The sequence below is a fragment of the Pandoraea sp. PE-S2R-1 genome, assembly GCF_002179865.1.
Classification (GTDB): Bacteria; Pseudomonadota; Gammaproteobacteria; order Burkholderiales; family Burkholderiaceae; genus Pandoraea.
The window spans coordinates 1-13625 of record NZ_NGUR01000016.1; the positions used below are offsets into that span (position 1 = coordinate 1).

The 13625-nt window shown below is 62.4% G+C and carries 11 protein-coding genes; 5 read left to right on the forward strand and 6 right to left on the reverse strand.

Translation table 11 applies throughout. The features are described 5' to 3' along the window. The 4 genes from CDV44_RS22720 to trpS form a co-directional block, all read left to right on the forward strand. The coding region (locus tag CDV44_RS22720) for an indolepyruvate ferredoxin oxidoreductase family protein (protein ID WP_141118792.1) at positions 1 to 2155 on the forward strand (2155 nt) is incomplete at its 5' end. A gap of 148 nt (positions 2156 to 2303) precedes the next feature. Next, positions 2304 to 2477 carry a hypothetical protein gene (locus CDV44_RS28105; protein WP_170936081.1) on the forward strand — a complete coding sequence of 58 codons (174 nt, stop codon included), beginning with the start codon at positions 2304 to 2306 and terminating at the stop codon, positions 2475 to 2477. Beyond that, on the forward strand, positions 2443 to 2961 hold the full coding sequence (locus tag CDV44_RS22725) for an AAA family ATPase (RefSeq protein WP_249277674.1): 519 nt from the start codon (positions 2443 to 2445) through the stop codon (positions 2959 to 2961). The genes CDV44_RS28105 and CDV44_RS22725 overlap by 35 nt, the downstream gene beginning before the upstream one ends. Positions 2962 to 3187: 226 nt before the next feature. Beyond that, positions 3188 to 4216 carry a tryptophan--tRNA ligase gene (gene trpS / locus CDV44_RS22730; protein WP_087690855.1) on the forward strand — a complete coding sequence of 343 codons (1029 nt, stop codon included), beginning with the start codon at positions 3188 to 3190 and terminating at the stop codon, positions 4214 to 4216. A gap of 108 nt (positions 4217 to 4324) precedes the next feature. Here trpS and CDV44_RS22735 read toward each other — a convergent pair whose 3' ends face one another. Continuing rightward, a complete protein-coding gene (locus tag CDV44_RS22735; RefSeq protein WP_087690857.1) occupies positions 4325 to 5374 on the reverse strand; it encodes a hypothetical protein in 1050 nt (349 codons plus the stop codon). Between the two features lie 373 nt (positions 5375 to 5747). Here CDV44_RS22735 and CDV44_RS22740 point away from each other — a divergent pair, with 373 nt between their 5' ends. Next, the gene (locus CDV44_RS22740) at positions 5748 to 7127 is read left to right on the forward strand and encodes a DASS family sodium-coupled anion symporter (RefSeq protein ID WP_087690859.1); all 1380 of its coding nucleotides are present in this window, start codon (positions 5748 to 5750) and stop codon (positions 7125 to 7127) included. A 99-nt stretch (positions 7128 to 7226) separates the two neighbouring features. On the opposite strand, the gene CDV44_RS22745 is transcribed toward CDV44_RS22740, so the two are convergent. The 5 genes from CDV44_RS22745 to CDV44_RS22765 all read right to left on the reverse strand — a co-directional run bounded on the left by CDV44_RS22745 (position 7227) and on the right by CDV44_RS22765 (position 13574). Further along, positions 7227 to 8459 carry an amidohydrolase family protein gene (locus CDV44_RS22745; RefSeq protein ID WP_087690861.1) on the reverse strand — a complete coding sequence of 411 codons (1233 nt, stop codon included), beginning with the start codon at positions 8457 to 8459 and terminating at the stop codon, positions 7227 to 7229. 117 nt (positions 8460 to 8576) lie between these two features. Next, positions 8577 to 9866: an MFS transporter gene (locus CDV44_RS22750; protein WP_087690863.1), complete on the reverse strand. Its 1290-nt coding sequence runs from the start codon at positions 9864 to 9866 to the stop codon at positions 8577 to 8579. A gap of 215 nt (positions 9867 to 10081) precedes the next feature. After that, complete coding sequence (locus CDV44_RS22755) at positions 10082 to 10984, reverse strand: LysR substrate-binding domain-containing protein (protein ID WP_058376609.1); 903 nt, start codon at positions 10982 to 10984, stop codon at positions 10082 to 10084. Between the two features lie 43 nt (positions 10985 to 11027). Beyond that, positions 11028 to 12425 (reverse strand): class II fumarate hydratase, encoded by a 1398-nt coding sequence (gene fumC / locus CDV44_RS22760; RefSeq protein ID WP_371328804.1) that lies wholly within the window; start codon positions 12423 to 12425, stop codon positions 11028 to 11030. Between the two features lie 273 nt (positions 12426 to 12698). Then, on the reverse strand, positions 12699 to 13574 hold the full coding sequence (locus tag CDV44_RS22765) for a LysR family transcriptional regulator (RefSeq protein ID WP_087690865.1): 876 nt from the start codon (positions 13572 to 13574) through the stop codon (positions 12699 to 12701). Between the last annotated feature and the right edge of the window lie 51 nt (positions 13575 to 13625).

Here is a 13625-nt window from a genome sequence, read left to right on the forward strand (position 1 = left end):
CGGCGAAGGTGTCGACTGGGCCGCGCACTCGAACTTCACCAAACGTCCTCACGTTTTCCAGAATCTGGGCGACGGCACGTACTTCCACTCGGGCTTGCTTGCCATTCGTCAGGCGGTCGCCTCGAAGGCGAATATCACCTACAAGATTCTCTACAACGACGCGGTCGCGATGACCGGCGGGCAACCCGTCGACGGTTCGATTTCGGTGCCGCAGATCGCGCGTCAGGTCGAAGCCGAGGGGATTGCCAAGCTGGTGGTGGTGAGCGACGAGCCGGAGAAGTACGTCGGACACGAAGGTCAGTTTCCGAAGGGCACGACGTTCCATCACCGCAGCGAACTCGACGCCGTGCAGCGCGAATTGCGCGAGATTGCGGGCGCGACCGTGCTCATCTACGACCAGACCTGCGCGGCGGAAAAGCGCCGTCGCCGGAAGAAAAACGAATTCCCGAATCCGGATCGCCGTCTGTTCATCAACGAAGCGGTTTGCGAAGGCTGCGGCGATTGCGGCGTGGCATCGAACTGCCTGTCGGTCGAGCCGGTGGAAACGGCCATGGGCCGCAAGCGCCGCATCGATCAATCGTCATGCAACAAGGACTTCTCGTGCGTGAACGGCTTCTGCCCGAGCTTCGTGTCGGTCAAGGGTGCCGCGTTGAAGAAGGCGCTCGCTGCGGCGTTCGATCAGGCCGCGTTTGAAGGGCGTCTGAACGCGCTGCCGCAGCCGGCTGCGCTTGCTGGCGATGCACCGTTCGACATCATGGTCACGGGTGTGGGCGGTACGGGCGTGGTCACGATTGGCGCGCTCATCACGATGGCGGCGCACCTCGAAGGCAAGAGCGCTTCGGTGCTCGACTTCATGGGCTTCGCGCAGAAGGGTGGCGCTGTGCTGTCGTTCGTGCGTTTTGCGAACACGCCGCAGGCACTCAACCAAGTGCGTATCGACACGCAGCAGGCCGACGTGCTGCTGGCCTGCGACATGGTCGTGGGGGCGAGCGCCGATGCGCTGCAAACCGTGCGCCGCGACCGCACGCGTGTGGTCGTCAACACGCATGCGATTCCGAACGCGACGTTCGTGCAGAACCCCGATGCCAACCTGCATGCCGACGCGTTGCTCGCGAAGATGCGTCATGCGGCCGGCAACGAGAAGCTCGACGCGTGTGATGCGCAGGCGCTGGCGCAGCGCTTCCTCGGCGACACGATGGGCGCGAACATCATCATGCTCGGTTTTGCGTGGCAGTTGGGTCTCGTGCCGGTGTCGCTGGACGCGCTGCAACGTGCGATCGAACTGAACAACGTTGCCGTGCCGATGAACCAGTTGGCGTTGGCTATCGGCCGCCTCGCGGCCGGTGACCCGACGGCACTGACGCAAACGACGGCCAAGGCCGTGAATCAGCCGGTGCATGCGCCGGTGGCGGCGGACATGTCGTTCGACGAGCTCGTCGCGCACCGCGTCGACTTGCTGACGAAGTATCAGAGCGCGGCGTATGCGGCGCAGTTTGCGAGCTTTGTGAAGCAGGTTGCCGATGCGGAAACGCGGGTGGCGGGTGCGCCGGGTCGCGTGTCGCGCGCCGTGGCGCAGCAGCTTTCGCGTCTGATGGCGTACAAGGACGAGTATGAAGTGGCGCGTCTGTATGCCGAGACATCGTTCACCGATGCGCTGGGCGAGACGTTCGACGGCAAGCCTGGCCGCGACTTCCGTCTGGAGTTCCACATGGCCCCGCCGCTCATCGCGCGCGGCAAGGACGGTGGCGCGCCGAAGAAGGTCACGATCGGCCCGTGGTTGTGGCCCGTGTTGCGCGGCATGGCGAAGCTGCGCGGTCTGCGCGGCGGTGCCCTCGACGTGTTCGGTTACACGCTGGAGCGCCGCATGGAGCGTCAGTTGATCGCCGACTACCGTGCGACCATCGGTCAGGCGCTGGCCGGTCTGAACGCCGATACGCTGGCGGACGTCGCAGCGTTGGCGGAAGTGCCGGCGAAGATTCGCGGCTACGGCCATGTGAAGCTGGCGAATCTGGTGATGGCGAAGCGTGTCGAAGCGACCATTGCCGGCCGTCTCGACGTGACGCCGGCCACCGGTGATGCCGTGACCGAGGCACTGGCCCACGCGCGCAGCAGCGGCAAGTCCCTCAAGGGCATTCCGGTGGTGACGGCGCGCTAAGCTAACGTACGCAATAGGCAAGATAAAAAGGGGGGCTTCGGCCCCCTTTGTTTTTGCGCGAAATGGGCGATGATGTCGCCTGAGTTATCAGCCTTTTGCAGGGCCAATTGCCGCGAGGTAAGTGAATATGACGAAGCGTAAGCCATCCATGAACGACGCCGAAAATACCACCATCACCCGCGCCGCTGAGTTGGATGTGGATAGCCCGCCACTCACCGATGCGCAACTGAAGAAGATGCACCCGGCGCGCGAGGTACTGTCGCGGGAGCTCGGCAAGGACAGGACCGATGCGATCCTTAAACGTTTCGAACCTGCTCATTGAAACCTCCATGATGGAAATCGAGATCATTGATCCCGACACGTTTCTGGAGACACCCGCAGGGCGTGTGTGGACACCGGAGCGAAGTCAGGCTGCGTGGGCGAGCAGTTTCGCAGCGCTTGAGGCCGCAGTGAGCCATCGCAAGGCGGTCTTGCCGTGTGTGCTCATCGTCTGCGGCCTTCAAGGGGCCGGCAAGTCGCATTGGATCGCGCATCATGCGCGCAGTTACGCCCCATGTGTTTGCTTCGATGCTGCATTACCCGGTGCGAGACATCGCAAGCCGATCGTCGACGTCGCCAGCCGGCACGGCGCCGCAGTTCACGCCGTCTGGATCGACACGCCCCTCGACGTCGCGAAAGCACGCAACGCGCAACGTCCCACGGATAAGCGAGTGCCTGACGCGAGCATCGAAAGTGTGGCTTCGCTCTTTGAGCCACCAACGGTGGAGGAGGGATTGGCTTCCGTCATCCGAGTGGAATGGCATTAGCCCATCGGGATTCGGATTCACCTTCAGACAACGCCGTTTCCATACCGGCATCCGGCCAACGCGCTACCATTCGGGAGTTACGGTTTACGCGAGTGGGTAGACTCGATGCCGGCTGGGCATGCGACGGAGGGTTTTGGCGCGGCTCGGCGGGTGTGGCCGGCCCACCAATCTGCTAAGTAGCCGGTTGAGTCGTCGGTTCAATAAGCGGTTGATTATGGAGAGAAAAATGAGTGTTTCGAAGTCGCCTGCGGACCGCAAGGTCATTCTCACGGGTGACCGCCCGACTGGCCCGCTGCATTTGGGTCACTACGTCGGCAGTCTGAAGAACCGCGTCGCTTATCAGCACGAATACAAGCAATTCGTGCTCGTGGCCGACGCACAGGCGCTCACCGACAACACGGATGATCGCGGCAAGGTGCATCGCAACGTCTCGGAAGTGGCGCTCGACTATCTGGCCGTCGGCATCGACCCGGATGTGACCACCATCTGCGTGCAGACGTGGCTGCCCGAGCTGACCGAACTCACCTTCTACTACCTGAACCTCGTCACGGTGGCGCGCCTCGAGCGCAACCCGACCGTGAAGCAGGAAATCGGGCTGCGCAACTTCGAACGCGATATTCCCGCCGGCTTCCTCACCTATCCGGTGAGCCAGGCCGCCGACATCACGGCGTTCCGTGCGACGCTGGTGCCGGTGGGCGAAGACCAACTGCCGATGATTGAGCAGACGAACGAAATCGTGCGGCGTCTGAACCGTCTGGCCGATCGCGAAATCCTGGTCGAAACGAAAGCCCTCGTGCCGCCGATCGGCCGTCTACCCGGGATCGACGGCAAGGCGAAGATGAGCAAGTCGCTCGGCAACGTGATCAACATTTCGTCCTCGCCGGACGAGATTCGCAAGGCCGTGAAGAACTGCTACACCGATCCGCTGCACCTGCGCGTAGAAGACCCGGGCCATCTGGAAGGCAACGTCGCGTTCGCATATCTCGATGCGTTCGACGAAGACAAGGAAGGCGTGCAAGCCATGAAAGACCACTACGTGCGTGGCGGTCTGGGCGACTCGAAGGTCAAGGCACGTCTGGAAGAGCGTCTGCAAGAGATGCTGCGTCCGATGCGCGAGCGCCGCGAAGAATTCGCGAAGAATCCGGATTACGTGTGGGATATGCTGCGTGCCGGCACCGAACGTGCCCGCGAAACCGTGTCGCAAACGCTGGACGACGTGCGCTCGGTATTCGTCACGCCGGGCTGGAAGAAGTAACGTCTTACGAGCAAGACACAAGCGCGATATTTACGTGAAGCACGCGCTTCAGATGTCGAGAGGGGCAGTCCGAGAGGGCTGCCCCTTTTTTTGTTGATGCCATCAAATTTACGTCGAGCGGGCAGCTTCAAAATCTTTTCGCATGCGCTCCATCGTGGCATTCATCGCGTCCATTGAGGAACGAAGGTTGCTGATGTCATTCCCCATCGTTGTCGTTCGTTTATCGATATCGTCCGTTGCGCGTCCGAGACGCCTGACGTCATTGCGCAAGTTTCCCGTTTCTTGTGTGAGATGTTCGATGCCTTTGAGCGTGCGATAGGAATTTACGGTGTTCATGCGTTGCTCCAGTTGTGTGATGGTCAGATCGTGCAGCTTGTCGATGGATTTGGAGAACTCGTTCCAGCCGGCATCTCGCTGGTAGAAGCGTTGATTGAGAATGGTGTTGAGCGCACTGGCTAACGTGTATGCGATGCCGAAGGCCACGGCTGCGACAGCGATTGCCCCGCCAGACAGCACGAACGCAGATACCGTGATGGCGATGGACGTGGCCGCGAGCATCACGATCACCGCAGCTTTTGTGTTGAGCCGATTCTTTGACGAGGGCAGGCATTTGCGGGCGGCGTCGAGGTGCGTGCGTAATTCACTGAGCAAAGTGGCCTGTGTCACGCTGTTGTCCGCGCTTTCCTTGCTTTCACACAGCGTCGATGTCGTCTTCAGCAGAGCGTTCAATGCGCCGTCTATTTGCCGCAGACTCTCGTGGAGATTGCGTACCGACTTCGACAGATTTTCCGCATCGTGCCGATCGTTTTGCTTGCGCGCATACCGGCGAAAACAATGCAGCGGATTTTGATGACGACCCGGCGTGCCGGTCTTGTCCCACACGGTCGCATCGAGCTTCTTCATCGCCTTGTCGAGGCCCTCGATGGCGACGTCGATTTGCGCTGGCGGGACTGCCTCGAAACGATTTTCGCCCAGTTGCCAGGCAACGTTTTTTACTCCCTCAAGCTTTGCGACGATGTCGCGATGTAATCCGTTGGTTGACCGCCCTGCGGCAACCGAGGGGTGATGCACTTTGGTGTCAAGCAGCGACGCATCAAACGGGGAATAGACATCGGAACTCCAAGGTTTCCATGGGGTGAATGAAAATTCGGATGACATGTTGAGTGGCTTCCTCCGACGGCGTTTGCAGTTTCAGGAAATGCTTCGTCACGTGCCGACGCTATCTGACGTAGCCGGGCCAATTTTTCTGCCGTTCGATGCGACGCGCTTTCGGTTTCCCCGTTCGTGTTTCGCCAAGTGGACATTGCCGGTCCCCTCTGCGCTCCCCCTGATTCCCCGCCCAAAACGTGTTTGGGCCTTTTCCTTGGCGTTACTTCGGCAAATTGGCATCTAACGTACGCGCGCGAGTCACGGCTGCTTTGCTCCCCCGGGGTGAAGTGCCGGGCGAACTCGCCGTGTGGCCCTCGATCACCCCCCCAAAGCGGTCAGGGCGCCGCCAATCAAAACGACTACATGGATCGAGGTATAGGAGATGAACGATATTGTTGGAAAGGTGGCACGCACCTGGGCCGTGTCCACACGCGATATGTGGGTGCTGGCGGCCAGTGCCCTGATGATGGTGACGATGATTCTCGTCTTGCCGTTCGAAGACAAAACCAACCGCGGCCTCGCATTGGCCGCTTTCGTCGCGGTGTTGTGGCTATCGGAGGCCGTGCATCTCACCATGACGGCGTTGATGGTGCCTGTGCTGGCGGTTCTGCTGGGCATTCTGGAGACACCGGCGGCCTTGCAGTCGTTCGCACATCCCATCGTGTTTCTGTTCTTCGGCGGGTTCGCGCTGGCGACGGCGCTGCGCGTGCAGGGACTCGACCGTTTTCTCGCCAACCGGCTGTTGCATCTGGCCGGTGGTCGCATGAACCGCGCGGCGTGGATGTTGTTCGGGGCGACGGCCGCCATGTCGATGTGGGTGAACAACACCTCCACCACGTCGATGATGTTGCCGCTCGCGCTCGGCATCCTTGCGCAACTCGACACGCGGGACGACCGCAACACCGTGGCGTTCCTGCTGCTCGGCATTGCGTACAGCGCCAACATCGGCGGCTTGGGCACCATCGTCGGTAGCGTGCCCAACGCGATGGTGGCGACACATTTGGGTATCGACTTCCTGACGTGGGCGAAATTTGGAGTACCGCTGGTTGCGGTGTTGTTGCCGCTGATGGTGGTCACGATGTATGTCGTGCTGCGCCCGCGACTGGACCAGCGGATCGAGACGACGACGGAACCCATGGTCTGGACCGCGCAACGCGTCGTCGCCGTGACGATCTTTGCGGGCACCGTACTCAGTTGGATCTTCAGTCAGCAGATCAGCCAGTTACTCGGTGGCGTGAAGCAACTGGATACGCTCATTGCGTTGTCAGCAGCGGTCTTGATCGGCATGACGGGCGTGGCCAGTTGGAAGCAGATTCAGGAGCACACCGATTGGGGCGTTCTGTTGCTGTTCGGTGGTGGTCTGACGTTGAGCGTGGTGCTGCGCAATTCGGGCGCGAGCGTGGTGATGGCGGAAGGTGTGTCGAGCGTCTTCGCGATGAGTCACACGCTGGCAGTCTTGCTGATCACTGCGGCGTTCATCGTGTTTCTGACCGAGCTCACCAGCAACACGGCCAGCGCGGCAATTCTGGTGCCGATCTTTGCAACTATTTCGGTATCCTTAGGTTTTCCAGAGGCGTTGCTCACGATGGTGATCGGCATCGGCGCGTCGTGTGCCTTCATGCTGCCGGTGGCTACGCCACCTAACGCCATCGTGTTCGGTACCGGACAAGTGCCGCAACGCCGAATGGTGCATGCGGGCTTTTTCATCAACCTGATTTGCGTGGTGGTGATCACCGCATTCGCATGGACGTTGTGGCGATAAAGCGCAGCGCATCGAAGTAGCGACACAATGAAAAACGCCGTGACGTGTAGAACGTCACGGCGTTTTCTCATGCCCTCGCAAGCGAGGCTGCTACGGCGATTACTTCGGCTGCTTTGCGACCTTGCCGTCCTTGAACACCCACTGGATGCCTTCGCCTTGGCCGGTCAGCACGCCGATGGTTTCCAGCGGATTGCCGTCGACGACGAGCACGTCGGCGAGTGCGCCCGGTGCGATCACGCCCAGCTCGCCCGCGCGGTTCAGAATCTCTGCGCCGATGACCGTTGCCGAGCGCAGCGTCTCGGCGGCACCCAGCACGTCGGCGCGAATCGTCAGTTCATCCGACTGGTACTTGTGCATGTCGCCCAGCAGGTCGGAACCGAAACCCATCTTCACGCCCGCGTCGCGATAGATCGACAGCGACTCGCGGCCCGCACGTTGCACGCTCTCGACCTTCGCCACCGATTCCGGCGGCAGGCCCAGCGATTCACCATCCTTGGCGAGTGCGTCATACGTCACGAGCGTCGGCACCACATACGCGCCTTTCTCCGCCATGAGCTTGGCCGTCTCGGCATCGCACAGGTTGCCGTGCTCGATGGTGCGCACGCCGCAGCGTACGGCGCGTGCGATCGCCTTCGGCGTGTACGCGTGGGCCATCACATACGTTTGCGCGGCTTCGGCTTCTGCCACCGCTGCGCGGATCTCGTCTTCCGAATACTGCGTGTTCGCAATCGGATCGACCGGCGAAGCGACACCGCCCGACGCCATCAGCTTGATCTGCGTGGCGCCCTTTTGGATCTCTTCACGCACGGCCAGACGGATCGGGTCGACACCGTCGACCACGCGGCCGATGGCGCCTGCACGGAACGCGCACGAACACGGCTCCAGCACGTCGCTGCGCGGACGGAAATCGCCGTGACCGCCGGTCTGCGAAAGTGCCTTGCCCGACGGGAAGATACGCGGGCCCGGAATCACGCCTTGTTCGATGGCCTGTTGCAGCGCCCAGTCGGCACCGCCGGCGTCGCGCACGGTGGTGAAGCCGCGGTTGAGCATGCCCTGCATGATCGGCAGCGACTTGAGCACGGTCAGCACGTTGGGCTGGCTGGCATTGGTGCCGAGGTTCGGATGCGAGGCGAGTACGTGCACGTGGCAGTCGATCAGGCCGGGCATGACGGTCTTGCCGGTCACGTCGATGACGGTCGCGCCATCGATGTCGAGCGGCGTCGCGGAGACGGCGGTGATGCGGTTGCCCTCGATGGCGACGTCGTGGCGCGCGAGCAAGCGGCCGGCGGCAGCGTCGAGCACATTGCCGCCGCGAAGCAGGGTAACGGACATGGGGGAGTTCCTTGGACGTTGTTGGAGTGTTGGTGCAGAGGTGCAGCGAATTGCAGCGAAATTCAGCGAAATGACAAAAAGGCGCGCCGGTGAGGGCGCGCCTTTTCTATGAAACGGTCAGGCCTTGGTTTTGTACGGCAGCGGCTTGACGAAGCGGGTGCCCACGAAGCTGATGGCCGCCGCGATGATCACGTAGATCGCCGGGGCCATGTTGCTGCCCGTGCGGGCAATCAGCCACGTGATGATCAGCGCAGCGAAGCCGCCGAAGATCGTGACCGCGAAGTTGTACGCCACCGACAGGCCGGTCGACAGCACCTGCGGCGGGAACAGCTCCGAGAATGCCGCGAGAATCGGGCCCGTGTAGCAGGCGATCAGCAGGCCGAACACGATCTGGAACGTCAGCAGCGATTGCAGACCCGGTGCCACGTTCAGATACGTGAACATCGGCCACGCGAGCAACAGAATCAGCAGTGCGGAACCCGACAGGAACGGACGGCGGCCGTAGCGGTCTGCCAGACGTCCCACGACCGGTGCGAACACCAGAATCATGGCACCGCCCACCATGCCTGCGGTGAAGCCATTGGCGGCCGGCAACTTCAGCACGCGTTGGGCATACGTCGGCATGTAGAACAGCAGCACGTAGGTGCAGATCGTCCACAGCACGACCATCGAGAAGCTCGCGAGCGTTTCGCGCGGGTACTTCGAGAACACGTCGCGCAGCGGCGTATTCGACTTCTCGGCGTGCTGGAACGTCGGCGTCTCGTCGACCTTGCTACGGATGTAGAAGCCGACCGGGCCGATCAGCATGCCCACGATGAACGGCACACGCCAGCCCCACGATTCGAGCGAAGCCTTGTCCAGTTCCGTCGTCACGAACGTGCCCACGGCCGCGCCGAGCAGCACGGCAAAACCGATGCTCGACTGAATCCATGCGGAGTAATAGGCGCGCTGATTGGCCGGCGCATATTCGGTGAGGAACGCCGTGGCGCCGCCCATTTCGCCACCGGCCGAGAAGCCTTGCAGCAAACGCGCGAGCACGATGATCACGGGGGCGGCCAGGCCGATCTGGTCGTAGGTCGGTGCGAGACCGATCATGGCCGTGCCGGCAGCCATCAACAGGATGGTGAGCGACAGCGCTGCCTTGCGGCCGACGCGATCGGAATACACACCGAGCACGATGCCTCCGACCGGGCGCATGAAGAAGCCCACGCCGAACGTGGCCACGGCCAGCAGGAACGACGAGAGGTCGTCGCCGGTGGGGAAGAATTGCTTGGCGATAATCGCCGCGAAGAAGCTATAGACGGTGAAGTCGAACCATTCCAGACCATTGCCGATCACCGTCGCCACAATGGCGTGACGGCGTTGGCGGTCCAGGTTGGCTTGAGGCACTGCGTACGTCGCCTGCATCTGGGTCTCCCGGAGGATGGGTGGCGTCCGTTGCGTGCGAGAAGTCACGTCATGCCGGTAATACGCCTGCTTTTTTGTCGGATCACGTTCGCCCTGCGGCACGAACATGCGCGGATGAACCACAACATAGGTCAGACAAAATGACAGGAAAAACGATAATTCCGCATGTTGCCATGCGTGCAGCGCATAGCAACTTTGTCAGATGCCCTCTAACCCTATGACGGCAAACGGGTTTGTGAGTAGATCCAATTGCGGAAAATTCGGGCTGCAGCATGCTCATGGCGCTCGGCAGGCCACACGAGATAGTAGCCGCCGCCCAGACTCGCACGTGCGTCGCACGCCGGGACGAGCAGACCCGCCTCAAGGCAGGGGTCGATCATGTGACGCCAGCCCATCACCAGACCGCCGCCTTCGATGGCCATCTGCACGAGCAGCGGGTAGTAATTGGCGCTGACCATGCGCGGCGACTTGGGCGCGCTCACGCCTTGCAGCTCGAACCAGTCTTGCCACGACATCCACTTGCGCTGACCGTCTTCGATGAAGAGCAGCGTCTCGTTGACGAGATCGGCGGGTTTGAGCGTGCGGCCGTCGAGATAGGCGGGGGAGCAGACGGGAAAGACTTCTTCGTCGAAGAGCCGCCGGCCCGCAAAGTCGGGCGGCAGATCGTTTCGCACGTAATAGACACCGAGATCGAATTCCGACGCAGAGAGCGACGTGAGGCCGTCTTTGACGATCACGCGAATCTTGACGTCGGGGTGGGCCGCGCGAAAGCGCATGAGTTGCGGCGTCATCCACAACACGGCGACGCCGGACGAACACGCGACCGTCAGTTCGAGGTCGCCGCGACGCTTCATCAGGTCGGCGGTGGCCTCGGCACATTCGTTGAGCAGGCGTTGAATCTGTTCGGCGTAGCGCTGGCCGGCAACGGTGAGGCGCAGCGTGCGATGTTCGCGCGTAAAGAGGGTGCGGCCGAGAAATTCTTCAAGCTGCGCGATCTGACGGCTGACCGCGCTTTGCGTGAGATTGAGCTCCGCCGCCGCGCGGGTGAAGCTCGCGTGCCGCACGGCAGCGTCGAACGCGACGAGACAGTGCAGTGGCGGCAACGGCGAGATGGGCATGCGCGGCGGGGTCTCCTGTGAGCGTTAGGGGGCAGCGCGATGCTTAGCGCTTGCCGACCATTTGCTCCGGGCGCACCCAGGCGTCGAACTGCTCGGACGTGACATGGCCCGAGGCCAGTGCCGCCGCCTTGAGCGTGGTGCCTTCCTTGTGCGCCTTCTTGGCGATGGCGGCCGCCTTGTCGTAGCCGATGTGCGGGTTGAGTGCCGTCACCAGCATGAGCGACTCTTCGAGCAGGTTGCCGATGCGCGCGCGGTTCGGCTCGATGCCGATGGCGCAGTTATCGTTGAAGCTCACCGAGCCGTCGGCCAGTACGCGCACGCTTTGCAGGAAGTTGTGGATGAGCATCGGCTTGAACACGTTCAGCTCGAAGTTGCCCATCGAGCCGCCGATGTTGATCGCCACGTCGTTGCCCAGCACCTGACAGCAAAGCATGGTCATCGCTTCGCATTGGGTCGGGTTGACCTTGCCCGGCATGATCGAGCTGCCCGGCTCGTTTTCCGGAATCTGCAATTCGCCGATGCCGCAGCGCGGGCCGCTGGCGAGCCAGCGCACGTCGTTGGCAATCTTCATCAGGCTGGCAGCGAGCGTCTTCAACGTGCCGTGTGCATTGACGATGGCGTCGTTGGCGGCGAGCGCTTCGAACTTGTTCGGGGCGGTGATGAACGGCAGGCCGGTGTCGCGCGCGAGCGCTTCGGCCACTTTCTGCGCGAATTCCGGGTGGGCGTTCAGGCCGGTGCCCACGGCGGTGCCGCCGAGTGCGAGCTCTGCCACGTGGGGCAGGGCGTCGTCGACGTGCTTCAGGCCGTGATCGATCTGCGCGACCCAGCCCGAGATTTCCTGACCGAGTGTGAGCGGCGTGGCGTCTTGCAGGTGGGTGCGGCCGATCTTGACGATGCTGTCATACGCATGGGCCTTCGCAGCGAGCGTGTCGCGCAGTTGGCCGACGCTCGGCTTGAGGTGGTTGATCAGCGCGTCGAGGGCGGCCACGCTCATGGCCGTCGGGAACACGTCGTTCGACGACTGGCCCTTGTTCACGTCGTCGTTGGGGTGCACGAGACGCTCTTCGCCGCGCACGCCGCCGAGCAGTTCGCTGGCACGGTTGGCGAGCACTTCATTCATGTTCATGTTCGACTGCGTGCCCGAGCCGGTCTGCCACACGGCCAGCGGGAATTCGTCGTCATGCTGACCGGCGACGACTTCGTCGGCGGCCTTGATGATGGCATCGGCCTTCTTGGCGTCGAGCACGCCCAGACCCTTGTTGACTTCGGCGGCGGCGCGCTTGACGCGGGCCAGTGCGCGCACGAGTTCGCGCGGCATCTTTTCCGAGGAAATCTTGAAGTTTTGCAGCGAACGCTGCGTTTGCGCACCCCAAAGACGATCGGCAGGCACTGCAATTTCGCCGAAAGTATCGCGTTCCATTCTCACAGACATGATCAACATCCTTGTAGAGAGACAAGCGCCTGCCCCGCTGAAATGGGTAGGGGCGGACTCTGAATTGTAGAACTTCAATGACGATTCGACATGACAGGCATCCCGGGGGAAAACCGTGTCATGAGAATGAATTGCGGGGGCCTCGCGTGTTCGGGTGGCGGCTTTTGCGGGCTCTGATGCCACGTCTGGTGGTGATTCGGCTGCTATTTCAGCCGCCTTTCAGCCACCTTTCAGCCGCTTTACAGCCGCTTTACAGCCATCTTCTGCGCCGCCGGTATTCTGTCACGCCCAGACCGCCGCGACCAGTTGCAGCGCAGCGGCAATGGCGGGTTCGTCCCGGCGCGCGGCCAGTGTGACGAATGTGAGTTCGGTGGGCACGGCCACGCCGTCGGCAATGACCAGCCCGTGGGCACGGGCTTCGCGCAGCGCGATCGAGTCGCGCATGAGCGACAGGCCGATGCCGGATTTCACCAGATCGAGCATCGACGGCTCCTGATCGACCTCCGCCACTTTCACCGGCGAGACGTCGAGTGCGCCGAATAGCGCCGAAAGCAGGCGGTTGTGGGCGGATTCGGGCGGCGTCCAGATCCACGGCAGGGCGGCCAGCTCGCGCCAGCCGCGCCGGGCCACGCGCTCGCGCCAGCCCGCCGGGGCGAGCACCTGATAGGAGAACGGCGTGAGGGTAATCGTATGAAAGCGATCGCCTTCGGGGCGGCCCAGATAGAAGCCGACATCCAGCTCACCGCGTGCGATCTGTTGCAGCACCGAGCCGGACATGCCGTGGCGCAGCGCTGTTTCAATCTGTGGATACGACTCGACCAGACGCTTGAGAAAGGCGCCCAGCCGCGTGAATTCCGGATCGAGGATCGTGCCGATGCGCAACCGGCCGCGCACCGTCTCGCGCAACGCGCCAGCAGCTTGTTGCAGATCGGCCAGCGCGGCCAGCATGCGCTCGGCGAGCGGGAGCAACGCCTGCCCGTCACGCGTGAGCGCCAGCCCTTGAGCGGTGCGCGTGAAGAGTGTGAGGCGCAGGGTTTCCTGAAGGGCTTTGACTTGCAGGCTGACCGCCGGCTGCGTGAGGTGCAGGCGCTGCGCGGCACGTGTGAGGTTGCCCTCATGGGCGATGGCAACGAAGGCGCGAAGATGAGCGAGTTCCATGCGGCGGTGGTCAGAGCCTGTGGCAACGGGGCGGCGAAGCGCAGAAATCCG